26 protein-coding genes are annotated in these 23850 nt (G+C 72.1%); 8 read left to right on the top strand and 18 right to left on the bottom strand.

Annotation, left to right across the window (positions count from 1 at the left end):
- Positions 1–215: 215 nt before the first annotated feature.
- The 3 genes from E0H26_RS06990 to E0H26_RS06980 form a co-directional block, all read right to left on the bottom strand.
- Positions 216–884: an HAD family hydrolase gene (locus tag E0H26_RS06990; RefSeq protein ID WP_131302281.1), complete on the bottom strand. Its 669-nt coding sequence runs from the start codon at positions 882–884 to the stop codon at positions 216–218.
- A 63-nt stretch (positions 885–947) separates the two neighbouring features.
- Positions 948–1199, bottom strand: a complete 252-nt coding sequence (locus tag E0H26_RS06985; protein WP_131302278.1) for a glutaredoxin family protein — start codon at positions 1197–1199, stop codon at positions 948–950.
- 87 nt (positions 1200–1286) lie between these two features.
- A complete protein-coding gene (locus tag E0H26_RS06980; RefSeq protein WP_131302275.1) occupies positions 1287–2852 on the bottom strand; it encodes an AMP-binding protein in 1566 nt (521 codons plus the stop codon).
- Between the two features lie 448 nt (positions 2853–3300).
- Here E0H26_RS06980 and E0H26_RS29170 point away from each other — a divergent pair, with 448 nt between their 5' ends.
- From E0H26_RS29170 to E0H26_RS06965, 4 genes are all read left to right on the top strand, one after another.
- Positions 3301–3447, top strand: coding sequence for a hypothetical protein (locus E0H26_RS29170; RefSeq protein ID WP_165521772.1), 147 nt, complete (start codon positions 3301–3303; stop codon positions 3445–3447).
- Positions 3444–4379 carry an ECF subfamily RNA polymerase sigma factor, BldN family gene (locus E0H26_RS06975; protein WP_131302273.1) on the top strand — a complete coding sequence of 312 codons (936 nt, stop codon included), beginning with the start codon at positions 3444–3446 and terminating at the stop codon, positions 4377–4379. Before E0H26_RS29170 ends, E0H26_RS06975 begins: the two co-directional genes overlap by 4 nt.
- A 260-nt stretch (positions 4380–4639) precedes the next feature.
- On the top strand, positions 4640–5491 hold the full coding sequence (locus E0H26_RS06970) for a DUF5667 domain-containing protein (protein WP_131302270.1): 852 nt from the start codon (positions 4640–4642) through the stop codon (positions 5489–5491).
- 68 nt (positions 5492–5559) lie between these two features.
- Positions 5560–6474, top strand: a complete 915-nt coding sequence (locus E0H26_RS06965) for an HAD family hydrolase (protein ID WP_206024935.1) — start codon at positions 5560–5562, stop codon at positions 6472–6474.
- Positions 6475–6543: 69 nt separating this feature from the next.
- Here E0H26_RS06965 and E0H26_RS06960 read toward each other — a convergent pair whose 3' ends face one another.
- The 11 genes from E0H26_RS06960 to E0H26_RS06905 all read right to left on the bottom strand — a co-directional run bounded on the left by E0H26_RS06960 (position 6544) and on the right by E0H26_RS06905 (position 16742).
- Entirely contained in the window at positions 6544–7413 is an 870-nt protein-coding gene (locus E0H26_RS06960; RefSeq protein WP_131302630.1) for a lysophospholipid acyltransferase family protein, read from the bottom strand.
- Between the two features lie 101 nt (positions 7414–7514).
- Complete coding sequence (locus E0H26_RS06955; protein ID WP_131302264.1) at positions 7515–8588, bottom strand: NAD-dependent epimerase/dehydratase family protein; 1074 nt, start codon at positions 8586–8588, stop codon at positions 7515–7517.
- A gap of 117 nt (positions 8589–8705) precedes the next feature.
- Positions 8706–8807, bottom strand: a complete 102-nt coding sequence (locus tag E0H26_RS06950; protein ID WP_007465623.1) for a 30S ribosomal protein bS22 — start codon at positions 8805–8807, stop codon at positions 8706–8708.
- A gap of 220 nt (positions 8808–9027) precedes the next feature.
- Entirely contained in the window at positions 9028–9237 is a 210-nt protein-coding gene (locus E0H26_RS06945) for a helix-turn-helix domain-containing protein (protein WP_013736082.1), read from the bottom strand.
- Positions 9238–9465: 228 nt separating this feature from the next.
- Entirely contained in the window at positions 9466–10650 is a 1185-nt protein-coding gene (locus E0H26_RS06940; protein ID WP_131302260.1) for an ABC transporter permease, read from the bottom strand.
- Entirely contained in the window at positions 10647–11351 is a 705-nt protein-coding gene (locus E0H26_RS06935) for an ABC transporter ATP-binding protein (RefSeq protein WP_420812799.1), read from the bottom strand. The genes E0H26_RS06940 and E0H26_RS06935 overlap by 4 nt, the downstream gene beginning before the upstream one ends.
- A 26-nt stretch (positions 11352–11377) precedes the next feature.
- Positions 11378–12766, bottom strand: a complete 1389-nt coding sequence (locus tag E0H26_RS06930; RefSeq protein ID WP_131302254.1) for an efflux RND transporter periplasmic adaptor subunit — start codon at positions 12764–12766, stop codon at positions 11378–11380.
- A gap of 50 nt (positions 12767–12816) precedes the next feature.
- The gene (locus E0H26_RS06925) at positions 12817–14319 is read right to left on the bottom strand and encodes a hypothetical protein (RefSeq protein ID WP_240742041.1); all 1503 of its coding nucleotides are present in this window, start codon (positions 14317–14319) and stop codon (positions 12817–12819) included.
- A gap of 62 nt (positions 14320–14381) precedes the next feature.
- A complete protein-coding gene (locus E0H26_RS06915; RefSeq protein ID WP_131302251.1) occupies positions 14382–14969 on the bottom strand; it encodes a TetR/AcrR family transcriptional regulator in 588 nt (195 codons plus the stop codon).
- Complete coding sequence (locus E0H26_RS06910; protein ID WP_131302248.1) at positions 14962–15762, bottom strand: alpha/beta fold hydrolase; 801 nt, start codon at positions 15760–15762, stop codon at positions 14962–14964. The genes E0H26_RS06915 and E0H26_RS06910 overlap by 8 nt, the downstream gene beginning before the upstream one ends.
- A gap of 59 nt (positions 15763–15821) precedes the next feature.
- Positions 15822–16742 (bottom strand): proline dehydrogenase family protein, encoded by a 921-nt coding sequence (locus E0H26_RS06905; protein WP_131302245.1) that lies wholly within the window; start codon positions 16740–16742, stop codon positions 15822–15824.
- A gap of 63 nt (positions 16743–16805) precedes the next feature.
- Here E0H26_RS06905 and E0H26_RS06900 point away from each other — a divergent pair, with 63 nt between their 5' ends.
- The 3 genes from E0H26_RS06900 to E0H26_RS06890 are packed head-to-tail and all read left to right on the top strand — an operon-like array spanning position 16806 to position 18862.
- Complete coding sequence (locus E0H26_RS06900) at positions 16806–17117, top strand: hypothetical protein (RefSeq protein ID WP_240742040.1); 312 nt, start codon at positions 16806–16808, stop codon at positions 17115–17117.
- 1 nt (position 17118) lies between these two features.
- Positions 17119–18285, top strand: coding sequence for a glutathionylspermidine synthase family protein (locus E0H26_RS06895; protein ID WP_131302242.1), 1167 nt, complete (start codon positions 17119–17121; stop codon positions 18283–18285).
- A 19-nt stretch (positions 18286–18304) separates the two neighbouring features.
- Positions 18305–18862, top strand: a complete 558-nt coding sequence (locus E0H26_RS06890; protein WP_131302239.1) for a CGNR zinc finger domain-containing protein — start codon at positions 18305–18307, stop codon at positions 18860–18862.
- A gap of 22 nt (positions 18863–18884) precedes the next feature.
- Here the strand turns inward: E0H26_RS06890 and E0H26_RS06885 are convergent, their stop codons facing one another.
- Entirely contained in the window at positions 18885–19691 is an 807-nt protein-coding gene (locus E0H26_RS06885) for a sugar phosphate isomerase/epimerase family protein (protein WP_206024911.1), read from the bottom strand.
- A 75-nt stretch (positions 19692–19766) separates the two neighbouring features.
- A complete protein-coding gene (locus tag E0H26_RS06880; protein ID WP_131302235.1) occupies positions 19767–20711 on the bottom strand; it encodes a Ppx/GppA phosphatase family protein in 945 nt (314 codons plus the stop codon).
- A gap of 155 nt (positions 20712–20866) precedes the next feature.
- Here E0H26_RS06880 and E0H26_RS06875 point away from each other — a divergent pair, with 155 nt between their 5' ends.
- Positions 20867–21676 carry a DUF3109 family protein gene (locus E0H26_RS06875; RefSeq protein ID WP_131302231.1) on the top strand — a complete coding sequence of 270 codons (810 nt, stop codon included), beginning with the start codon at positions 20867–20869 and terminating at the stop codon, positions 21674–21676.
- Between the two features lie 16 nt (positions 21677–21692).
- Here E0H26_RS06875 and E0H26_RS06870 read toward each other — a convergent pair whose 3' ends face one another.
- Complete coding sequence (locus E0H26_RS06870; RefSeq protein ID WP_131302228.1) at positions 21693–22376, bottom strand: response regulator transcription factor; 684 nt, start codon at positions 22374–22376, stop codon at positions 21693–21695.
- Positions 22377–22400: 24 nt separating this feature from the next.
- Complete coding sequence (locus tag E0H26_RS06865; RefSeq protein ID WP_206024909.1) at positions 22401–23690, bottom strand: ATP-binding protein; 1290 nt, start codon at positions 23688–23690, stop codon at positions 22401–22403.
- Between the last annotated feature and the right edge of the window lie 160 nt (positions 23691–23850).

Here is a 23850-nt window from a genome sequence, read left to right as displayed (position 1 = left end):
TACAGAGTAGGCGCTTGTGAAGACGTGCACAAATCGCGATCTTGCTGTCTTGCCCCCCGTCCTCACCAGCCCCTCCGTCCGACAAGATCGACGGGCGCCCACCCCACGGTCGCCCGCGCGATTATCCCTCAATCCCGACTTAGCTGACCAATCACACGCGCCACGTGGGTCGATTCCAATTGGTTGATCATGGTCTTATCGCCTGACACAGCGATTCACGATCGACGCGACGGCTCGGCGAGGGTGGTGGCGAGGGTCACCGCTTCGGTGAGGGTGTCGGCGATCGGGTGACCGGATGCGAGCAGGCGGGCACGGTCGGTGAAGCCGCCGGTGTAGAGCACGGCGCGACCGCCGACGGAGCGGGCCGCGTCGGCGTCGTCCAGCGAGTCGCCGATCAGCACGACCGAGTGGCCGTCGACGCCGAGGTCGGCCAGGTGCCGGGCCAGCGACTCGGCCTTACGGTCGCCGCCGACCGTGGCTCGCAGCCCGTCGACCCGGGCGAACCGGCCGGTCAGGCCGTACGTCTGGATCGTCGGCACCAGCTCGTCGTGAAACCACATGGACAGCAGCGACTGGCTGCCCGGCCAGGCCGCCATCGCGTCCACCGCGTCATGAGCCAGCTCACAGCTGGTCAGACCGAGCCGGTACGCATCGTGGAAGATCTTGTCGAGCCGGCCGAACGCCTCGTCGTCCACCGCCCGGCCGAGCACCTCCGCGTAGTAGTCCGCGATCGGCCGCCGGAACCGGACCCGGTGCTCCTCCGCCGTCACCGTCGGCCCGCCCTCGCTGCTGAAGACGGCGTTGGTGCAGGCGACCACCAGGCTCAGATCGTTGAGCAGAGTCCCGTTCCAGTCCCACACCAGATGGGGGTACGCAGGCGTCATCGCCGCACTCTATCCGCGACGCCGGCCCGGCGGCTGTCGCCGCCGAACCGGTTGAAGATCAAGCTAGAGCTGCGGGGTGGTCAGGTCGCGCAGCAGCCGCTCCTCCTCGACCCGCCAGTAGCCGTGCTCCTTGCCGTCGAGCAGCACCACCGGCAGCCGGTCGCCGTACTCGCGTTCCAACTCGACGTCACCGCTGACGTCCCGCTCGGTCCACCGGTCGCCGGTGACCGCGACCACCCGGTCGAGCGCCGCCTTGGCGTCCTCGCACAGGTGACAGCCGGGTCGGGTGATCAGGGTCAGGCGGGGCTCACGCATCGCTCTCCTCCGTCGTGCCGGGCGGTGCCGGCTGGTTGCTTCCGGGCGGGGGCGGCACCAGGGCCGCACCCGGTCCGTTGCCTCCGGTCACGGCCGGAGCAGCGTCTTGCGCACCTTCCCGATCGCCGAACGCGGCAGCACGTCGACGAGTTCGACGTCGGTCGGGCACTTGAACCTGGCCAGGTTACGCGCGCAGTGGGCGATCAGCTCCGCGCTGGTCACCCGGATACCCGGCGCCGGCACCACGTACGCCCGGACAGTCTCCCCGGTCCGCGGGTGCGGCACTCCCACTACCGCGGACTCCGCCACCGCCGGGTGCGCCGAGAGCACCAGCTCGACCTCGTGCGGATACACGTTGAACCCGTTGACCAGGATCAGCTCGCCGAGCCGGTCCACCAGGAAGAGGTCGCCGTCGGCGTCGGCGTACGCGATGTCGCCGGTGGCCCACCAGCCGGCCGCGTCCGGCCCGCCCGCGCCGTCCGGCCAGTATCCGGAGAAGAGGTTCGCACCGCGCACCACGATCTGGCCGGGGTCGGTGCCGGTGGCGGGATCGGAGAGGTCCAACTCGTCCGGGTCGTCCTCGGGCGTGGCCACCCCGTCGCGCCACAGCTCGCCGTGGTCGGCGCCGACCAGCCGCAGCTCGACTCCGGGCAACGGTCGGCCGATCGAGCCGGCCTTCGGCTCTGCGCCTGCGCCGACCAGCGTCGAGGTGAGCACCGGCGCGGTCTCGGTGAGCCCGTACCCGATGTGCACCGGCCGCCCGGTGACCTCCGCGAAGCGGGCCGCCTCCGCCGGTTCCAGCGGTGCCGCACCACAGACCACGACCCGCACGGCGGCCATCGCGGCGGCCAGGGTGTCGGCGTCCGCGCGGGACCAGGCCTGCACCATCGACGGTACGCCGACCAGCACGCTCACCCGGTGCCGGGCGATCTCGGTCAGCGCCGCGTCGGCGCCCGGGTCGTCCACCAGCACCCCGGTCGCCCCATGGTGGAGCACCGCGCCGAGCCCGGTGTTCAGCGCGTAGGCGTGGAACAGCGGCAACGCCAGCAGCACGGTGTCGTCCGGACCGACCACCGGCGGCGCGATCCGGCCGATCTGTTCGTGGTTGGCCGCCAGCGCGCCGTGCGACAGCATGGCGCCCTTCGGCCAGCCCTCGGTGCCGGACGTGTAGAGCAGCATCGCGAGGTCGTCCGCGCTGCGGGCCGGAAAGCTCTCCGCGCCTGCGGCGGTCGGTGGCGCGGTGTGGACCGCGTCGAGTGCCGGCAGGTCCATCCCGGCCAGCAGATCACGAATCCGCTCGGTGCCGATCACCACCGAGGCACCCGAGTCGACCAGGACATGCCGCAGTTCCCGGCCGGTGAGACCGGGGTTCACCGGCAGCGCCGTCAGTCCGGCCCGCAGCGTGCCGAGCAGGCTGACCACGAACTCCGGCGAGTTGGGCAACACCACGGCGACGCGCGCTGGTCGGCCCGGGTCACCGGTCGGCACCGTCCGGACCAGTCCACGGGCACAGTCGTCGACCATGCCGTCCAGTTCGGACCAGGTGATCGCCCGGTGCTGCCAGTGCAGCGCCGGTTTGCCGGGGTGGAGTGTCGCCGCTCGACGGAGGCGATCGGCGAGGGTCGGCCCGGGGGCATCCGATGCGTCCTGCACGGACGCTGAGTTTGGCACAGCCCGGCCCGGCTGGCCACGCCTCGCGGCCCACACGGCACGGTCTCACCAAGCCGGCGCGCCGTCGTCGCCACCGGAACCGGCACAGTCCCGTTCACGGAACCGGTCCGGCGTCACCGAGGGTGCGTCGCGGTCGGCCGCCGACGCCCGCCGGACAGCCCCGAACACCGGCCACGACGACGCCCACGGCGGCCCCTGCCGGCGGCCTCCACCACCGATCTGACCTGCACATCCTCCGCAGATCAGGCGGACGTCCGATTGTCAACCACACTCGACGGACAACCGGTCCGGCAGTGGTGCGACGCGTCGGTAAATACTTCGGCCCTGTGTAACGGACTTGCCACGCGCGGGTGACGTTGGCCCTATCATCACTCGGGTCGGCTCACCCCATTTGCCGTGAGTCGACACCCCTCAGCCCGAGGAGGCCCCCGTGCCCGTCAGCGCATTGGACCAGCACCTCAAGGGGATCTGCCGCCAGTCGGCACACCCCGGAGCCGCCCTGCCCGGCGGTGACCTGACCGATCGACCGGCCACCGCCGGCATCGCGGGCAGCGATGGAACGGAGGGGGCCCGATGACCACCTTCGGCTTCGTACCACGTCCAACCGGCCTGACCGGTCCGGCGGCGCGGATCCCGGTCAACGAACGCGGGGACGTGCACGCCCAGCAGAACGCGACGGGAAACCTGACCGGCCGGGGCGAGGGCACCGCGCGGCGGGTGGGTAACCGACCGCACCAGAACGAGCCACCACCTCGACCATCGGTGCCGGGCGGCAACGCGAAGCCGACCGGCAGCGGAGTCGTCACCCCGAGCCGACCGACCATGCCGGCCCAGGCCCGACGCAGCGGCGACACGCCCGTCACCGACCTGCCAGCGGCCGAGACGGCGGTGATTCCGGCGGTTTCCGCCTCCACCGGCTACCCGAGCCGCCCGGACCCGTCCGACCCGGCCACCGAGGTGTGGGCCCTGGTCGAGCGCGCCCAGGCCGGCGAGGCCGAGGCGTTCGGGTTGATCTACGACCGCTACGTCGACACCGTGTTCCGCTTCGTCTACTTCCGGGTCGGCAACCGGCAACTCGCCGAGGACCTCACCTCCGACACGTTCCTGCGGGCGCTCAAGCGGATCGGCAGCTTCACCTGGCAGGGCCGTGACCTTGGCGCCTGGCTGGTCACCATCGCACGCAACCTGGTCGCGGACCACTTCAAGTCGGGCCGTTACCGGCTCGAAGTGACCACCGGCGACGTGCTCGACGCCGACCGCGAGGATCGCGGCCCGGAGGGCAGCCCGGAGGCGGCCGTGGTGGAACACATCACCAACGTCGCACTGCTGACCGCCGTCAAACGACTCAACCCCGAGCAGCAGGAGTGCATCGTGCTCCGCTTCCTCCAGGGCTTCTCGGTGGCCGAGACGGCGCGGGCGATGGGCAAGAACGAGGGCGCGATCAAGGCACTCCAGTATCGGGCGGTGCGTGCCCTGGCCCGGCTGCTTCCCGACGGCTTCCAGCCGTAGCCACCCGGGACGCCTGCACCGACGGTTGCGCCCCCGTGCGGCAGACTCACAGCGATCACTTTGGGTGATTTCGCCTCCTGCTGGCCCGTAACCGGAGCCCGGCACGGCGCGTTTCTCCGGGTGCGACCGGTGACAGGCCAGACCCGGGTCACGGATGACGGGCAACGGCGCTCACGACGTCCGCCGTGGTGTCACGCGGTCATCGGTCGCTGGCGGTGACCGCGGCCGACCGGCCGCGCCCAGCGAGAGGAGGTGCCGCGGTGGACAACGCCCTCTTTTCCCGTCGGCGCGCCGAGCGCTTCGCGCAGCTTCTCGACGAAGCGAACGGTGGCCGACGCCATCACGTCCGCTCTCGAGTCGACGACCAGCTCACGCCGTTGGTCGGGCTCGGCCGACGACTGGGCGCGAACCCGCCCGAGCCCGAGGTGGATCCGGAGTTCCGGACCGGCCTGCGGGCGATGCTGCTGGCCACCGCCGCCCGCGATGGCATCGGCGCCCCGGCCCCGGCCGAGAAGGCCAACAACAACCGGGGTGCGCTGCTGCCGGCCGTCACCGCCCGCCGGGCCCGCGCCCGGGGTGCCGTCCTGGTCGGGATCGCGGCCGGCGCCATCGCCGTCTCCGGCATCTCGGCCGCCAGCGAGAACGCCGTTCCCGGCGACGCGCTGTACGGGATGAAGCGCAGCACCGAGCGGGCCCAGCTCGCCCTCGCCAGTTCCGAGATCAGTCGAGGTCAGCTCTTCCTCGACTTCGCCCGTACCCGCCTGACCGAGGCGTCCGCCCTGCGGGGCAACCGCTCCGGCTACGGCGCGGTGCTGGACGACATGGACGCCGACACCCAGCAGGGCGTACGCCTGCTGACCGCGGCTGCGGCGCAGCGTTCGGATGCGGCGGCGCTCGACTCGGTCGACGCCTTCCTCATCCGGCAGCGCCGGGCTCTCGACGCGCTGGCCGACAACGGCTCCCGCGCCGACCGCGAACGGACCACGCAGTCGCTGGCGCTGTTGGCGTCGGTGACCGAGCGCGCCGACGCGCTGCGTGCGGCGATCGGCTGCGGCCAGCCGGTCGGCTCGGCCAGCGACGGCCTCGGGCCGATCCCCGCCACCTGCCCCTGAGCAGTGCACAACACGTCGCGGCCCGGCCGGTAGGCCGGGTCGCCGGCTACCCTCGCGGAGGGCAGCAGATCGGACGACGTGAGGGGGAGTGGGTGGCGCGCAGCCGGAAGGTGACCGTCAGCACCGACGTGCACGGGCACACCGCAGGTTGGGCCCAGACCGAGCCGGCTCCCCCGGTCGCGCCGGATCCACGCGCCGCGGCCTTCTTCGACGTGGACAACACGATGCTCCAGGGCGCGTCCATCTACTGGCTGGCCCGTGGCCTCGCCGCGCGCAACTACTTCACCACCGGCGACGTGGCCCGGTTCGCCTGGCAACAGCTACGTTTCCGGCTGCTCGCCCGCGAGCACGCCGGAGACATGTCCCAGGCGAAGGAGGCCGCGCTGGCCTTCATCGAGGGTTGGCGGGTGGACGATGTCGAGCGCCTCGCGGAGGAGATCTTCGACGAGCTGATGGCGCCCCGGATCTGGGCGGGGACCCGGCGGCTGGCGCAGCGTCACCTCGATGCCGGTGAGCGGGTCTGGCTGGTCAGTGCCGCCCCGGTGGAGATCGGCCGGGTGATCGCCGCGCGGCTCGAACTGACCGGTGCGGTCGGCACCGTCGCCGAGATCGTCGACGGGGCGTACACCGGCCGGCTGGTCGGCGACCTGATGCACGGGCCGGCCAAGGCCGAGGCGGTCACCCAGCTCGCCGCCGTGGAGGGCCTGGACCTGGGCCGGTGCGCCGCCTACAGCGACTCCGTCAACGACCTGCCGATGTTGTCGCTGGTGGGTCGCGCGGTGGCCGTCAACCCGGACAGCACCCTGCTGCGCCAGGCCCGGCGGCGCGGCTGGGAGGTACGCGACTTCCGCACCGGCCGCCGGGCGGTCAAGATCGCTCTGCCGTCCACTGCCGCGGCGGGGCTGGTGGCCGGAGCGGTCACCGCGGGCGTGGCGTTGCAGCGCCGGCGCCGCGCCGCCAGCACCCTGCCTCGCGAAAGCTGACCCGAGCGGATCTTGGTACGAAACGGCACCCATGAGGGCGGTTTCGTACCAAGATCCGCGAGACAGAACCTAGGGGCCGAACGGGTCCGGGCGCCGTTCGAGCAGTTCGTGCAGGGTCTGCTGGATGGTCTCCCGCACCTGGTCCGCGAGGTTGAACACGACCAGCGGGTCGTCCGCCGAGTCGACCAGGTGGGCCGTCGGAATCGGCGGGCAGAACTCGATCAGCCACTTGCTCGGCAGCGGCACCATGCCCAGCGGGCCGAGCCAGGGAAAGGTCGGCGTCACCGGGAAATAGGGCAGCTTGAGTAGCCGGGCGAGCGGCTTGAGGTCGGCGAGCATCGGATAGATCTCCTCGCCACCGACGATGGCGACCGGAATGATCGGGGTGCCGGTACGCAGCGCCGCCGAGACGAAGCCGCCCCGGCCGAAGCGTTGCAGCTTGTAGCGCTCCGCGTACAACTTGCCGATGCCCTTGAAGCCCTCCGGAAACACGCCCACCAGCTCACCGGTGCGCAGCAGCCGTTCGGCGTCCGGGTTGCAGGCCACGGTGCCCCCGGTCTTGCGGGCAAGCTCGGAGATCACCGGCATCCGGAAGACCAGATCCGCGGCGAGCAGCCGCAGGTAACGGTGGGCCGGGTGTTCGTGGTGCAGGGCGGTGGAGAGGATCAGCGCATCCAGGGCCACCGTGCCGGAGTGGTTGCCGACCACCAGTCCCGCCCCGTCGGCGGGCACGTTCTCCAGGCCGGTGACCTCGGTACGGAACCAGTCCCGGTAGAGCCGTCGCAGTGGCGGATGGAACACCGCCTCGGTCAACTCCGGGTCGAAGCCGAACTCGTCCACCTCGTAGTCGCCGGCCAGCCGGCGACGGAGGAACGCCAGCCCACCCGCGATCCGCTGGTCCCACACGTCGCCCGGTTGGTCCGCCACGGCCGGCGGCAACGGCCCGGTCGGGTGGTGCCCGTTGTGCCGGGCGGGGTCGGCCTCCGGGACCGCCTGCCGGTCTTCCGGGCGCGCCTCGTCGCGGCGCGACTGTGACTCGCTCACGGCTGCTCCCGGACGGCCGCACGCACCTGCCGGATGCGGTCGAGCACGAGCTGCTCGGCGACGGCGAGTTGTTCCCGGGTCACCACGGCCCGACCCTGATGGGCGCGGATGAAGTCGTCGAAGGCGGCGGCGGTGGAGCGGGGAGTGAAGCCGTACTCGCGCTCCAGGCGGGTGGTGTCCACCACCCGGCCGTGCACGAAGAGGTCGACCTGGTCGAGTCCGTACCGACCGAAGCCCATGGTCCGGGCGAGCGCCACCGCACCGGACAGGCCCGGCTCCAGCACCGGTACGGCCACCCGACCGGCCCGGCGGATCGCCTGGGACAACGCGAGCACCCCGGGCCCGGCGACGTTGTACGTCCCCGGGTGGTCCTCGGTGACCGAGCGGTGCACCACCTCAAGGGCGTCGTCGAAGTGCAGGAACTGCAACCGGGCGTCCCGGCCGAGAATCGTGGGCACCACCGGCTGCGACAGGTAGCGGGTCAGCGTGGTGTCGGCGGTCGAGCCAATGAACGGGGCGAAGCGCAGCACGGTGGCGGTGACGTCGGGCCGCCGCCGTCGGAACCCGCGGACGTACCCCTCGATGTCGAGGATGTCCCGGCCGAAACCGCCGCGCGGCACCTCACGCGGCTCGGTCTCCTCGGTGAAGACGGCCGGATCGCGGAACGAGGCGCCGTACGCCGCGGTCGAGGACCGGACCACGATCTTGCTCAGCCGAGGTGCCCGTTGGCAGGCGGCGAGCAGTTGCATGGTGCCGATGACGTTCTGTTCCTTCATCGCCGCCCGGCCGCCCTGCTGGGCATCCGGCGCGCTGACCAGTGCCAGGTGCACCACCGTGTCGACGTCGAGGTCGGCGAGGAGTCCGCCGACCGACCCGGCATCGACCCGAATCCGCTCGACCCGTTCCAGCAGGCCACCCAGATCAGGACTCGGGTCGGCCAGGTCGATGCCGATGACCCGCTCGATCCGAGGATCGGCGACCAGCCGGGCGGCGACGTGGGCGCCGAGGTAGCGGCTGACCCCGGTCACGACGACAACCCCCGGAGGGCTCGACGAGCCACCGGGGGTCATGTCTGGCACCTACCCCGACGTCTGGGACCGAGCCGGGACAGCCACGGCCTGATCACCTGAGCCTCCGAGGGTCGACAGTTAGGCAAGCGACGAATGCCGGGCCACGCCCGGCACCAGTCACTTGCCGAGACGGCGACGCTGGACGCGGGTCTTGCGCAGCAGCTTGCGGTGCTTCTTCTTAGCCATGCGCTTGCGGCGCTTCTTGACCACCGAGCCCATACGAAAGCCTTTCGATGCAACGTGCGGCGCGACCGGTAAGACGCCACGAACCGGTGACGTCGGCGACCGCTTACGGACAAGGACCGGACCGGCGGGGTGGGCGGCGGGGCGCACCAGCGGTCACGATCGAAGTCCAGCCTAGCGGGACCGCGTCAACAGGACCAACGCGCCCCCGGTCGATGCCCGTTGCGCGGGCCTACCGGCCGACCTGACGCGCGGGTCAGGCGGTCTCCTGGAAGGCACCGCGAAGGTACTCGTGCACCGCGTGCTCCGGCACCCGGAACGACCTGCCGACCCGCACTGCGGCCAGCTCACCGCTGTGCACGAGACGGTAGACCGTCATCTTCGACACCCGCATGACCGTCGCCACCTCAGCGACGGTCAGGAACTTGACATCCGACAGCCGACCGTCGGACGGTGACCCGGCCATGGCTCACCCGACCCATCCCATGCCCGGCGCGTGCCGCCCCACGGGTCCTCCCGCGCGGCCGGCGACGCGCGTGTTACCAGTACGGTAGCGGGACGGCTGTGACCGGCGCGATCCCTTCCTGCAACTGATCACGATCCAGATCCGGGTCGCCCGGGAAAAACCCCTGGTCGGGTGGCCTGTACCCGAATCACCCACAATGATCGTCTTCGGCCAACGCCGTCGGCGGTCTCACTCGGCCCGCAGGGCGACCACCGGGTCGAGCCGGCCGGCCCGTTGGGCGGGTACCACCCCGAAGACGATCCCCACCGCCGCCGATACGCCGAAGGCCAGCGCCAGCGACCACCAGGTCACCGCCGCCGGGATGGGTGAGACAGCGGCCACCAGCAGCGCTCCGCCCACCCCGAGGGCCATCCCGGTCAGCCCGCCGATCGAGGTGAGCAGCACCGCCTCCAGCAGGAACTGCACGCCGATGTCCCGAGGACGGGCACCGACCGCCTTGCGCAGACCGATCTCCCTGGTCCGTTCGCGTACCGAGACGAGCATGATGTTGGAGACGCCCACCCCGCCGACCAGCAGCGAGATGCCGGCGATGGCGGCCAGGACGCCGGTCAGGATGCCGAGGATGTCGCCCAGTACGCCGAGGATCTGCTCCTGGGTGACGGCGCTGAACTCGGTGCCCGGGTGCCGACCGTTCAGCTCGGCCACGATCCGCTGGCCCAGGTCGTCGATCCGGTCCCGGTCCGGCGCCTTCACCGCGATCGCGTCCACCCGCTGGGTGCCGTACAGCCGCTGGGCCGCGGTCACCGGGATGTGCACCTCGTCGTCCCGGTCGACCCCGAGGCTCTGCCCGAGCGGGGTGAAGACCCCGATCACCCGGAACCGGACCCCGGCGACGTTGATCTGCTGGCCGACCGCCTCCCGGTCGGGGAAGAGGACCCGGGCGACCGAGTCACCGAGCACCGCGACCCGGCGGCCGGTGTCCACGTCGGAGCGGGTCAGGTAACGGCCCCGGGCCAACTCCCGGGCGAAGACCGTCGGGGTGGTCTCCAGCACCCCCTGCACGGTGGTGAAGTCCTGCCGGTTGCCGGCCCGGACGGTCGCGCCCGAGGCGACCGTCACGGCGACCCGCGCCGGGTCGCCGACCACCCGACCGACGGCCTCCACGTCCTGCAGGGTCAGCGGAGAGACCGCCGGGGCCGACCCCACGTCCAGCCGCCCCGGTACGACCAACAGCAGGTTCGAGCCGAGCCCTTCGACCTGCTGTTCGACGGTCTGTTTGGTGCCGGTTCCGATCGCCACCAGCAGCACCACCGAGGCGACCCCGATGATCACCCCGAGCATGGTCAGCAGGCTGCGCATCCGGTTGGCCCGCAACGCGTCCGCCGCCACCCGCCACGCCTCGGCCAGCCTCACGAGCCGACCCCGCCCGGCCCGGTTGCGGTGTCGGCCACGACGACGCCGTCGCGCATCGTGATCCGGCGGCGGGCCCGGGCCGCCACCTCCCCGTCGTGGGTGACCATCACCAGCGCCACTCCCGACTCGGCGTTGAGCCGCTCCAACAGTTCCAGCACGGCGGCGCCGGTGGTGCTGTCCAGGTTGCCGGTCGGCTCGTCGGCGAGCAGCACGGTCGGATCGGTGACCAGCGCCCGGGCGATCGCCACCCGCTGCTGCTCACCGCCGGAGAGCTGGTTGGGTCGGTGGTCCAGGCGGTGCCCCAGGCCGACCCGCCCGAGCATCGCGGCGGCCCGCTCACGCCGCTGGCGGGCGCCCACCCCCCGGTACACCAGGGGCAGCGCCACGTTGTCCACCGCCGTGGTACGCGGCAGCAGGTGGAACGCCTGGAAGACGAAGCCGATCGTCTCGTTACGCAGGCGGGCCAACTCGGGCGCGGAGAGCCCGCTCACCTCCCGCCCACCGATCACCAGCCGGCCACCGGTCGGCCGGTCGAGACCGCCGAGCAGATGCATGAGGGTGGACTTGCCGGACCCGGACGGCCCGATCAACGCCACGTAGTCGCCGGCCTCGACGGTCAGCGTCACACCGCGCAGGGCCGGTACGGAAACGCCGTCGAGCTGGTACGTCCGGGAGACGTCGACCGCCTCGATCGCGGCCACGCCGAGTACCGGGCCGAGGGTACGGCTCACCCGACCTCCTGGCCGTCGCGCACCTGGTCGGCGCCGCGAATCACCACCCGGTCGCCGGGCTGCACCCCGTCGACGATCTGCACCAGATCCTGGCCCTGGACCCCGACGGTGACCGCTGCCCGACCGGCCCGGCCGTCGCGTACCACCCAGACGGTGTCCCGCCCGTCGGCGGAGAAGATCGCGGAGGCGGGTACGGTCACCGCGTCCGCCGCCTCGCGGACCCGCAGCCGCAGCACCGCGTTCATCCCGGGTCGCGGGGTCGGCGCCGGTTCCGCCTCGCCGAACCGGCCAGCGCCGAGCGAGAGCCGGACCCGGTAACTGACCCCGCCCCGGGCCGAGGTGCTGGGCAGTACGTCGATCGAGCGGACCGTCGCCTCGTAGCTCGCGCCGGTGACCGCGTCCAACTCGACCGTGCCGGTGAGACCGACCCGGACCAGCAGCACGTCGGTCTCGTCCACCTCGGCCAGCAGCCCCAGCGCGCCGGTGTCCACCACGGTCAGCACCGGAGTGCCGGCGGTGACCCGACCACCCACCGGGACCGCCGTGTCCACCCCGGGGGGCGGGCCTGCCGGCGGGGCGGCGAGGGCGCCCGGGTCGATCCCGGCCGGCATCGGGCCAGCGGCGTCGAGCAGCCCGGCGAGGGCACCGGCCGAGCCGCCGCCGGTGCTGACACCGCCCGGTTGCACCACGCCGGCGATCGGTGCCCGCAGGGTCAACGCGTCGACAGTCGCCTTGGCCAGGTCGTACGCCTGCTGGGCCTGGATGCGTTGGGCGGTGGCGAGCGCGCCGACCGCGGAGTTCAGGTTGCGTACGCCGCGCTGCACCTCGCGTACCGCGCGGTCGGCGGCACGGGCGGCGGCGTCGTACTGCCGCTGCGCGGACTCGACCTGCGCGAGCAGTGCCTTACGCAGCTCCGGATCGCTGATCTTCGCGGCGGCGGCGCGGGCCGCGTCGTGCGCCTGCGCCGCCGCGCGGTCGGTACCCCGCAACGAGCCGGTGAGGTTGCCGCCACCACCGCCACCGCCGGCCCGCTTGGCGGCGTCGAGCGCGGCGCGGGCCTGCCGGAGCCGCTCCCGCGCCGACGGCGAGTCGACCACGGCGAGCACCTGACCGCGCTTGACCCGCTGCCCCGGCTCGACCCGGAGGCTGCGCAGCGTCCCGTCGGCGGGGGCGGTGATGGTGGCCGCCGCCCGGGCGACGACCGTGGCGGGAGCATCGATCTCCTCGGTCACCGGGGCCCGCACCGCCGAGGCGAACGCGATCGGCGGTGCGTCGCCACCGCAGGAGGCGGCGGTGGTGAAGGTCAGGACGATGACGGCGAGCAGGGCGGTGAACAGGCGGGGCCGCGTGACTGCAAGCAGCCGCGGCGAGTCGGTGCGGCGCACCGACTCATGCTACGAGCCCGGTCGGACCGGGCGCGGACCCGCCATGCCGGTCAGCGCACGGCCGAGCGGATGTACGCCACACACGCCTTGTGCAGGTCGGCCCATTTCTCGTCGAAGATCTCCTCGCTGGTCTGCCTGGGGATCCGCAGGTCGTGCACCACAGCCTTGACGAAGGCCAGGACCCGTTCCTCGCCGAAGCGGTCGACCAGGTACCGGACGGCGAGGTAGGCGATGCCGTAACTGCCGGCCACCCGTTCATCCGAGGTGTCGTGGTCGGGCGAGAGGGTGTCCAGCTTGCCGTTCCAGTCACCCCGGACCAACCGCCGGGTCTCGGCCAGACCCTCGTACCGGCGGACCGGTCGCCCGTCGGCTCCCGCCTGTTCGGCCAGCCCTTCGGTCAACCACCACGTCGACTCGTCCGTGTAGTCCTTCTCCGGCAGGGAGGCGGCGTGGGCCAGCTCGTGCCGGAGCAGTTCGTCCAGGTAGGGGCCGTACTCGAAGCTCTCCGGCCCGAGCACGATCTCGTAGTGGCCGCCGCCGACGTTGATGGCGTACCCGGCTCCCCACGACGGCTGTTCACCCCCGTACCAGCGCTTCCACTCCTTCGGGCCGGCGTAGAAGATCCGGTACCGGTCGGGTGCGGCACCGGTCGCCGTGTACGAGTCGGCCACCTTCGCCGCCGCTTCGGCCCGCTTCAACAGCCCCGGCAGCCGGTGCCGGTACGCCGGGGTGGTGGCCACCATCGTGCGCTTTCCCACCGCGCTGACCAGTTCACTCAGCTCCCACGGCAGGTTGCCGGGCTGCCCGTTCATCCGGCCGACCACGTACGGCGAGGTCTTCGACCTGCCCAGCGCGAGCAGGCGGGGTTGTGCCCCGTCCCGCCACCGGGTCTCGATGACCACCGGGCTCGTCTGGCACTGCGGCAACACGAAGCAGTACCGGAACTCGACCGGCAACCGCCATTCGCCGGGCCGGGCGGCCGTGGTGGGCAGGCCGCTCGGATGCCCCTCCCAACGGGTCACCTTCAACGCCCGCAGCGCCGCGTACCGGCCACGGAGATCCTTGTGCGCGGCGGGTTGCGCGATCTCCAGGAAGCCGGCCCGATCTCCGCCGAGCAGCGCCGCGGACTGCTTGTCCAACTGCGCCTTGATCCGCTCGGCGACCTGCCGTGCGGCCACAGTGGTCGGATTCTCGGTCACCGAGGCGCTCGGCGACGGCTCGCCGCCCCCGGCATCCCGGAACCCGCCGACGAGCAGCGCTGCCGGCACGCCACAGCTCAACACCAGGACGACCGCGACGAGCGCGGCCCACAACGGCCAGCGTCGACGCCGCCCGTTCCCGGCGGGCACCGCACCAACCGGCGGCACCGCACCGGGACCTGCCGGCGCAGCGGCGACCGGCACCACGGCCAGCGGCTCGGCGGCCAGGGGCTCCACGGCCGGCGGCTCGGCGGCCAGCGGCACCACGGCCGGTGGTCCGGCGGGTGTCACGTCGCTTGGTGTCGGGTCACTCGGCATCGGCTGGTCGTCGGCCGTAGGCCCCCCGTGTGTCACGGGCGAAGGGTACGACCCCCGGCCACTTCCGGGGAAGTGTCGGAACTCCGCGCGCCGGCTGGTCAGCCGGCGTCGGTACGCGCGGACGTCGGCCAGGCGGCGAAGGCCGCGCCCAGGGCCTCGATCATCTGGTCGAAGGAGCGGTCGACCTCGCGGGGCAGGCCGAAGTCGCCGGCCGCCTCCAGCGTGACGAAGCCGTGCATGGCGGCCCGGAACATGCGTAGCGCGTCGACCGCGCTGTCGCCCTCGATGCCGTACCCACGCAGCATGGCGTAGCCGACGCCGACCGCGCGCTCGGCGGCGACCACGTGTGCCGGATCGGTCGGATCGGGCACCCGCTGTGCCGCCGGGTAGCGGCCCGGGTGCCGGTGCGCGTACGACCGGTAGGCGGTGGAGACGGCCCGTAGTGCGTCCCCGCCGCTGCGGCCGGCGGCGGCAGTGTTCATCTCTTCGACGAGTTCGGCCAGGGCCAGCGCGGCAAGCTTCTGCGCCAGGTCGTCGGCGCCCTTGACGTGCTTGTAGAGGCTGGGCAGCGCGACGCCGAGCCGGCTCGCCAGTGCGGCGAGGGTGAGCTTGTGATATCCGACCTCGTCGGCGAGCAGGGCCGCCTCGCGCACCACGACCTGCTGGTTGAGCCCGGCTCTAGGCACCGTCGGTCACCGCCAGGAAGCCGGTCAACTCGGTGGCCATGGCCTCGGGCCGGTCGGCGTGCGGGTAGTGCCCGGCGTCGGTGATCATCCGCGCCTCGGCGAGCGGAAAGAGCCGCCGGGCGGCGCGGGCCTCGGCTCCGGGGTCGGGGAAGTCGGGGTCCTTCGTACCCATCAGCACCAGCACCGGCTGGCGCACCTGCGGGGCGAGGGTGCTCCAGTGCGGCTCCACCGGGGCGGCCACCTCCCGCACCGGCACCATCCGGCCGGGCCGGCGCAGCCCGGCCACCATCGACTTGCGGTACTCGGCGTCGTCCGGTGGCCGGTGGACCGGGAAGAGGGTGCGGTGGAACATGCCGAACAGCCGAGGGCTGCGGACCACCGCCCAGACGGCCAGCCGCAGGACGGGGTTGAGCTTCGGCGGCGCGACGAACGCACCGACGAGCACGAGCCCGCCGACCAGTTCGGGTGCCTCGGCGGCGGCGAAGACGACTGCCGCGGCACTGGACGAGTTGCCGACCAGGGTGGCCGGCCCGCCCCCGAGATCACGTACCACCGCCAGCAGGTCGCCGCCCACGTCGGCCGGGGCGTACGTCGGCCAGCCGGCGGTGGAGTCGCCGTGCCCCCGCACGTCGACCGAGGCCACCCGGTAGCCCGCCGCCACCAGCAGCGGGATCAGGTGGCGGTAGGAGTGGCGGTTCTCCCCCATGCCGTGGGAGAGAACCACCAACGGCCCCTGACCGTGCACCTCGTACGCGATCCGTCCGCCGTCCCGCCCCACGAAGCTAGTAACCATAGCCAGAAAGCTAGCGTGCTTAGCTTCGCACGTCAAGCCGAGGCTGCGGCTGCCGCCCGCTACTTGCGGGAGGCCAGGGCGCGGGCGAAGAAGGCGAGGTTGGCCGGGCGCTCGGCGAGCCGGCGCATCAGGTAGCCGTACCAGTCGTCGCCGTACGGCACGTAGGTGCGCACCGTGTAGCCCTCGCCGACCAGCCGGGCCTGCTCCTCGGGCCGAATGCCGTAGAGCATCTGGAACTCGAAACGCTCCGGACCACGGTCGAACCAGCGGGCCCGGTCCTCACCGATGGCGATCAGTCGTGGATCGTGGGTGGCCAGCATCGGGTAGCCGTCGCCGGACATCAGGATGTTCAGGCACCGGACGTACGACTTGTCCACCTCGCGGGTCGACTGGTAGGCCACCGACTCGGGCTCCTTGTACGCCCCCTTGCACAGCCGTACCCGGGACCCGGCCGAGGCCAGCTCGCGGCAGTCCGACTCGGTGCGCCGCAGGTACGCCTGGAGCACCGCCCCGGTCGACGGGTAGTCCTTGCGCAGCTTGGCCAGGATGTCGAGGGTCGAGTCGGTGGTGGTGTGGTCCTCCATGTCCAGGGTGACCGTGGTCCGCGCGGCGTCGGCGGCGGCGCAGATCGCCCGCGCGTTGTCGTAGGCGAGCTGCTCGTCGAACGCCTGGCCGAGCGCGGACAACTTGACGCTCACCTCGGCGCCCGGGGTCAGCTCCGCCTCGGCGAGCTGCCGCAGCAGGGTGAGGTACTCGTCCCGGGTGGCGGTGGCCTGCTCGGGAGTGACGGTGTCCTCGCCGAGGTTGTCGAGGGTGACCGCGAGGCCGCCGTCGACGAGTTCGCGGGTCACGCGCAACGCGTCGGCGGTCTGGGCGCCGGCGACGAACCGGCGCACGACGTCCCGCGAGAACGGGGCCGTCGCGACGAGCTGCTCAACCCGGGATGACCGGGAGGCGGCGAGAATGACGGAACGGAGCATGAGCCGAGCGTAACGCCCACCCGGCCCACGGGTGCCGCCCCCGTACGCACCGCCTGCGGGGCGGTGAATCTGGCGTTCATCGGCTACAACGATGGCGTGGAACAACACCCCCGCCGCCGACTCCGATCGGCCTCCGTGCAGCTTGGCGCGCTCACCGCCCTGGCGCTCGCCCTGTCCGGCTGCAACATGTCCTCCGACGACGATGACGACTGCGCCATGGGCCCGACCGGTGGCGGTGACACCGTGGCGTTGGCGATGCGGATCCCGGCCCCCGCCGCCGAGCCGGCCGTCAACCGCGCCGCACCGGAACCGGTCGGCTCGGCCGTGCCCGAGCGCGGCGGCTTCGGCTCCCACCTGGCCTCCTGCGGGGGCTGAGATGCGCCGCGAGCGGGTCGACCCGCGCCCCGACTGGGATGCCACCATCCGCGCTCAGGGCCTGGTGTACGTGGACACCGAGCTGCCCGACGGCGCAGTGATGTCGTACTGGGACGAGACCGCCGCCTACGCCTTCGACCTGGCGGAGGTGCTGCGGTTGGAGGAGGCCACCGAGGAGTTGCACCGGATGTCGGTGGCCGCCGCCGCGCACGTGGTCGCCCGCAACCGGTACGCCGAGTTCGGCATCCCCGCCTGGGCGGCCGAGGCGGTCGCCCGGTCACTTCGGGAGGCGCCGCCCACGCTGTACGGCCGGTTCGATCTCTGGTACGACGGCAGTTGGCCACCGAAGCTGCTGGAGTACAACGCGGACACCCCGACCGCGCTGGTCGAGGCGAGCATCATCCAGTGGTACTGGCTGGAGCACACCCGGCCGGAACTGGACCAGTGGAACAGCCTGCACGAGCGGCTCGTCGCCGCCTGGGCGAAGATCGGCGCCGGGCTGCACGACCGGCGGGTGCACGTGGCCTGGTCGAATGAGGAGGAGACCGGCGAGGACCACATGACCGCCGGCTACCTGGCCGAGACCGCCCGCCAGGCCGGGCTGGACGTGGAACTGCTGCCGGTTCAGGAGATCGGTTGGGACGGCCGCCGCTTCGTCGACACCGCCGACCGTCCGATCACCACCTGCTTCAAGCTCTACCCGTGGGAGTGGATGCTCGCCGAGCCGTACGGGCCGTTGGCTCTGGAGCCGGGTACGCCGACCACCTGGATCGAGCCGGCGTGGAAGCTGCTGCTGTCCAACAAGGCGTTGCTGGCGGTGCTCTGGGAGTTGTACCCCGAGCACGAACTGCTGCTGCCCGCGTACCTCGACTCGCCGCGCGGCATGCCGGAGTACGTCGCCAAGCCGCTGCTCGGCCGCGAGGGAGCGGCGGTACGGATCGTCACCGCCGCCGGTGAGATCAGCAATCCGGGGGACTACGGCGAAGAGGGCTTCTGTTATCAGGAGTTCCGCGCGCTGCCCGAGTTCGCCGGCAGTCGGCTGGTGCTGGGCAGTTGGATAGTCGACGGCGAGTCGGCCGGCGCCGGGCTACGGGAGAGCGCGAGCCTGATCACCGACGGCTACGCCCGGTTCTTGCCGCACTACATCGACACGCCGCGGGGCGGATGAGTCGTCTACCGTTGGCAGGGTGAACTTCGACGCGTACGCCCGGACCGGGGTTGACCTTGTCAATGCCCGTCTGGACGGCCTCGACGACCTACGGGCCATCTTCCCCGACGACAACGCGTGGATGCGCGACGAGGTCGCGGAACGCGACCTGGCAGTGTTCCGGCGAGCGCAGAAGCGGTTGCGCGACGTCTTCGAGTACGGCACGTCCGGGCGCGACACCCAGGCGGTGGCCGAGTTGAACTCCCTGCTGGAGGCGTTCCCGGTGCAGCCACGCATCTCGGGCCACGACTCCAGCGACTGGCACATGCACGTGACCAGCCGGGGCGCCTCGGTGAGTTCGGAATTTCTCGCCGGTGCGGTGTGGGGGCTGTCGGTCTGGCTCTGCGAGTACGGCAGCGCCCGCTTCGGCGTCTGCGCGGACGACCGCTGCGGCAACGTCTACCTGGACACGTCGTCGAACTGCTGCCGCCGGTTCTGCTCGGAGCGCTGTGCCACCCGCTCGCACGTGGCCGCGCACCGGGCCCGCAAGCGGGCCGCCGTCCCGACCCAGACCGACCCGCTGACCCCCGTTTCCTGACCTGCGCCGCCCGGCGGCAGGTTCAGGCCTCGACCGGCGACGGGGCGCCGAGGTGCTCGCGCGCGAAGGCGAGCGACTCCCGCAGGTCCGCCTCACGAATCTGCCGGCTTTTCGCACCCCGGGTGGTCACCTCCACCGCGACCGATCCGGTGAAGCCCCGACCGGCCAGCGAACGCAGCAGCTCCGCGCAGGGCTGGTTGCCCCGACCGGGCACCAGGTGCTCGTCCCGCCCCTCCCCGGTGCCGTCGCCGAGATGCACGTGCGCCAGACCGGCCCCCATCCGGTCGGCCATCTCGATCGCGTCGGTGTGCGAGGCGGCGCAGTGCGACAGGTCGAGGGTGTACGAGGGGTAGCCGGCCTCGGTCGGATCCCAGCCCGGCACGTACGGCACGAACTGCCGGCCGGCCATCCGAACCGGGTACATGTTCTCCACCGCGAACCGCAGTCCACCGAACTCGCCGGCCACCTTGTCCAGCCCGTCGGCGAAGTTGCGCGCGTAGTCCCGCTGCCAGGTGAACGGCGGATGCACCACCACGGTCGGTGCCGCCAGCGTCTCGGCCAGCACGGCCGCCCGACGCAGCCGTTCCCACGGATCCGGGCTCCAGACCCGCTGCGTCACCAGCAGGCAGGGTGCGTGCACGGAGAGCACCGGCACGCCGTAGTGCTCGGCCAAGCCACGCAGCGCACCGGCGTCCTGGCTGACGGCGTCGGTCCACACCATCACCTCGATCCCGTCGTAGCCGAGCTCGGCGGCCAGCTGGAACGCCGCCGCGGTCCGCTCAGGGAAGACCGAGGAACTGGAGAGAAGCACCGGGACGCGGGAAGTCACACCACCGAGGGTAGCCGCCGTCGATTGAACCAACGTGACGAGAACCCACAAACCGGGCGACCAGGGCGGCCGGCGTCACTCTGGGACCAGTTGATCCAGCCGGCTGAGGATCACGCCCTCACGCAGCGCCCACGGGCAGACGTCCAGCGAGTCGACACCGAGCCGCCGCATGACCGACTCGGCGACCACCGCGCCGGCCAGCAACTGGTGCGCCCGCCCGGCGCTGACCCCCTCCAACTCGACCAACTGCGCGGGTGCGATGTGCCGGATGAAGCCGAGCACCTGACGCAGCCCGGCGCGGGTGAGCCTTCGGCGGGCCCAGAGGCCGGCGCCGCTGGGGGCGGCACCAGCGAGCCGAGCCAGCGTACGGAAGGTCTTGGAGGTCGCCACCGCACGTTCCCAGCCCACCTCGGTCATCCGCTCGGCCACCGGTTCGAGCAGGCTGTCGACGTACTCCCGAAGCTCCTCCACCGCCTGCGGGCCGGGTGGCGCCGCGCTCTGCGGATCGACGGCGAACCGGTCCCGGGTCAGCCGGCCGGCGCCGAGCGGCAGGGACACCGCCACGTCGGGGTCCTCGTCGACACCAGCTGCGATCTCCAACGAGCCGCCGCCGATGTCCAGCACCAGCAGCCGCCCGGCGGACCAGCCGAACCACCGCCGGACCGCGAGGAAGGTCATCCGCGCCTCGTCGGCGCCGGAGAGCACCTCCAGGCGTACGCCGGTGGCGTCGCGCACCTGGGCCAGCACCTCGGCGGCGTTGGTCGCGTCGCGGACCGCGGAGGTGGCGAAGGCGAGCAGTTCGTCGACCTCCAGCGCGGTGGCCGAGGCGCGGGCCACGCCGACCGCCTCGACCAGGGCGCTTGCGCCGGCCGCGCGCAGCGCACCGTCCGGCGCGATCTGCTCGGCGAGCCGCAGCACCGCCTTCTCGGAGTGTGCCGGCCACGGGTGTGCGCCACGGTGGGCGTCGACCACCAGCAGGTGCACCGTGTTGGAACCGACATCAAGGACGCCCAGTCGCATGGAAGCACCCTAGCTAGCGAGCGCAGGGCCCTGGTTGCCTCCCGTTGGCCCGCCGTTGCCCAGACCGGCCCCCGGCCCGCCCCCGCACCACCATCGGGCGCGCTGCCGAGGCAACTTGACCGATTTACCGGCGTCCCACGCGTACGCTGGGCCGAGTGACAGGGCAGATCGAACTCCGCGTGCTGGTGGACGACCCGGCGGACCCGCGCAGCCGCGAGGTGTCGCTGGACTTTCCCCGGGAGTGGATCGAATTCGTCGACCCGGCGGACGAGCGGCACCTGGTACGCGCCGACCTCACCTGGTTGCTCTCCCGCTGGACCTGCGTCTTCGGCCAGGGCTGCCACGGCATCATCGCCGGGCGGGCCGCCGACGGCTGCTGCTCGCACGGCGCCTTCTTCACCGACTCGGACGACGAGAAACGCGTCCGGGCGGCGGTGAAGCGGCTCACCCCGGCGACCTGGCAGCACTTCCGGCGCGGGTTCAAGAACTGGACCGAGAACGACACCGTGGACGGCAAGAACCCGGCGCGACGGACCGCCACCCAGGAGGCGGAGGGGCCGTGCGTCTTCCTGAACGACGCGAACTTCGCCGGTGGGGGCGGTTGCGCGCTGCACGCCCAGGCGCTGCGCGACGGGGTGCATCCGCTGGAGTACAAGCCGGACGTGTGCTGGCAGTTGCCGATCCGCCGGGATCAGGAGTGGGTCAAGCGGCCGGACAACACCAAGGTGCTGGTCTCCACGCTCGCCGAGTTCGACCGGCGGGGTTGGGGCGCCGGCGGCCATGACCTCGACTGGTGGTGCACGTCCTCGACGGACGCGCACGTCGGGACCGAGCCGATGTACCTGTCGTACGGCCCGGAGTTGACCGCGCTGGTCGGCGCGGCCGCGTACGCGAAGCTGGCCGAGCTGTGCGCGGTGCGGCTACGGCAGGGCATGGTCGCCCCGCACCCCGCCGACCCGGCCTGAGGAACGTGAACGCGGATCAGGGCTCGAACTTGTAGCCGAGACCCCGCACGGTGACGATGTGCCGCGGCGTGGACGGCTCCGGCTCGATCTTGGAACGCAGGCGCTTGACGTGCACGTCCAGGGTCTTGGTGTCGCCCACGTAGTCGGCGCCCCAGACGCGGTCGATCAACTGCCCCCGGGTGAGCACCCGCCCGGCGTTGCGCAGCAGCAGTTCCAACAGCTCGAACTCCTTGAGCGGCAACTGCACCGCACCGCCGCCGACCGTCACCACGTGCCGTTCGATGTCCATCCGGACCGGGCCGGCGGCCAGCGTCGGCGTACCCGACTCGATGGTCTCCGGACTCTGCCGGCGCAGCACCGCCCGGATCCGGGCCACCAGCTCACGGGGCGAGTACGGCTTGGTGACGTAGTCGTCGGCACCGATCTCCAGGCCGACCACCTTGTCGATTTCACTGTCCCGGGCGGTGACCATGATGATCGGCACGTGCGAGCGCTGGCGTAGTTGCCGGCACACCTCGGTGCCGGACATTTCGGGCAGCATCAGATCGAGCAGCACGATGTCGGCGCCGGTCCGGTCGAACTCGGTGAGCGCCAAGGTGCCCGTGGCGGCCACGGAGACCTCGAAGCCCTCCTTGCGGAGCATGTACGACAGGGCGTCGGAGAACGACTCCTCGTCCTCGACCACCAGAACGCGACTCAACGGCGTTTCCTTTCCCATGTGCACTCAGACCTGCCGGGCCTCGGCCGGACCGGACTCGATACCAACCGACGGCAGTGTCGACAGCAGGTCCTCCGGAGGACTGGCGGGCAGCCGGAGGGTGAACGTCGACCCACCACCAAGAGTGCTCGCCACCTCGACCCGTCCGCCATGGTTACTGGCGATGTGCTTGACGATGGCCAGTCCGAGCCCGGTGCCGCCGGTGGCGCGGGAGCGGGCCTGGTCGGCCCGGTAGAACCGCTCGAAGATCCGGTCGACGTCGGTGGGGGCGATGCCGATGCCCTGGTCGGTGACGGCGATCTCGACGTGCTCCGCGCCGGCACGGGCGGTGACCCGTACCGTCGTGTCCTCGCTCGAATAGTTGATGGCGTTCTCCACCAGATTCGCCAACGCCGTGGCGAGCTGACTGTCGCTGCCGTACACGGTCAGCCCCCGCTCCGCCTCGACCGCCACGGTGATCCGTCGGGCGGTGGCGGCGGTCCGGGTGCGGTCGACCACCTCGGAGATCACCCAGTCCACCGCGACCGGCTCCGGGGCGGGCTGCGGCTCGGCGCCCTGGAGCCGGGTCAGCTCCAGCAACTCCTGCACCAGCCGCCCCAGCCGGGTCGACTCGTGCTGGATCCGCTCGGCGAAACGGCGGGCGGCGACCAGGTCCTCGGAGAGGTCGGGCGGCCCGGCACCCGCCGGCTCGGTGGCATCGAGCAGTGCCTCGGCGAGCAGTTGCAGCGCACCGATCGGCGTCTTCAGCTCGTGGCTGACGTTGGCCACGAAGTCCCGGCGGACCCGGGCGAGCCGGTGCGACTCGGTCACGTCCGCCGCCTCCACCGCGACGTAGCCGTTGCCCAGGCCCATCGCCCGCAGGTGCACGCCCAGCGGGTTCTCGCTCGCGCTGTCGCGACCTCGGGGCAGGTCCAGCTCGATCTCGCGGCGCACGCCGGTGCGCCGGACCTGCCCGGCCAGGGTACGGATCAGCGGGTGCGCGACCATCGAACCCGGTCGGGCACCGGTACGCAGCAGCCCCAACGCCCGCGCGGCGGGATTGACGAGCACCGGCACGTCGTCGGCGTCGAGCACCACGACCCCCGCGCGTAGCGAGTCGATCGCGCGTCGGCCGATCCCGGCCTGCACATCCTCGACGATCGTGTGCCTCCCCTTACCGAACCGGAGCCCGACCCACCCGCTGCGGGTGGAACTGGCCGGACGACGTGCAGTTGGAACGAGCCGGGACAGCCACAACCCGACGACCACTCCGGCCGCCAGGGCCCCGGCCACACCCACCGTCACCGCCCACGTCACTCGGTGATCGTAGGGTCAATGTTCATCCAGCTACCGAACAGAACGGGACGAAGCACGCTCACTTCCGGGAAAGTTCACCTTTGCGTCCGGCACAGTTCACCGGCGTTCACCTCCGGGCCTCCCGCCCGCCCTAACTTGGGCGGCGACCTGCGCAAAAGCA

Origin of the sequence: Micromonospora zingiberis (assembly GCF_004331455.1) — a bacterium.
In the GTDB taxonomy this organism is placed as follows: Bacteria; Actinomycetota; Actinomycetes; order Mycobacteriales; family Micromonosporaceae; genus Micromonospora; species Micromonospora zingiberis.
Note: the sequence above shows the minus strand (reverse complement) of the source record. Positions and strands in the feature narration are given on the sequence as shown.

What these genes read in the sequence shown, in the direction of transcription:
- E0H26_RS06985 (WP_131302278.1), bottom strand. Translation starts at nt 1,199, where the DNA reads ATGCGTGAGCCCCGCCTGACCCTGATCACCCGACCCGGCTGTCACCTG.
- E0H26_RS06910 (WP_131302248.1), bottom strand. Translation starts at nt 15,762, where the DNA reads ATGGTTACTAGCTTCGTGGGGCGGGACGGCGGACGGATCGCGTACGAG.
- E0H26_RS06895 (WP_131302242.1), top strand. Translation starts at nt 17,119, where the DNA reads ATGCGCCGCGAGCGGGTCGACCCGCGCCCCGACTGGGATGCCACCATC.
- E0H26_RS06955 (WP_131302264.1), bottom strand. Translation starts at nt 8,588, where the DNA reads ATGACCCCCGGTGGCTCGTCGAGCCCTCCGGGGGTTGTCGTCGTGACC.
- E0H26_RS06905 (WP_131302245.1), bottom strand. Translation starts at nt 16,742, where the DNA reads ATGCTCCGTTCCGTCATTCTCGCCGCCTCCCGGTCATCCCGGGTTGAG.
- E0H26_RS06945 (WP_013736082.1), bottom strand. Translation starts at nt 9,237, where the DNA reads ATGGCCGGGTCACCGTCCGACGGTCGGCTGTCGGATGTCAAGTTCCTG.
- E0H26_RS06975 (WP_131302273.1), top strand. Translation starts at nt 3,444, where the DNA reads ATGACCACCTTCGGCTTCGTACCACGTCCAACCGGCCTGACCGGTCCG.
- E0H26_RS06880 (WP_131302235.1), bottom strand. Translation starts at nt 20,711, where the DNA reads ATGCGACTGGGCGTCCTTGATGTCGGTTCCAACACGGTGCACCTGCTG.
- E0H26_RS06950 (WP_007465623.1), bottom strand. Translation starts at nt 8,807, where the DNA reads ATGGGCTCGGTGGTCAAGAAGCGCCGCAAGCGCATGGCTAAGAAGAAG.
- E0H26_RS06990 (WP_131302281.1), bottom strand. Translation starts at nt 884, where the DNA reads ATGACGCCTGCGTACCCCCATCTGGTGTGGGACTGGAACGGGACTCTG.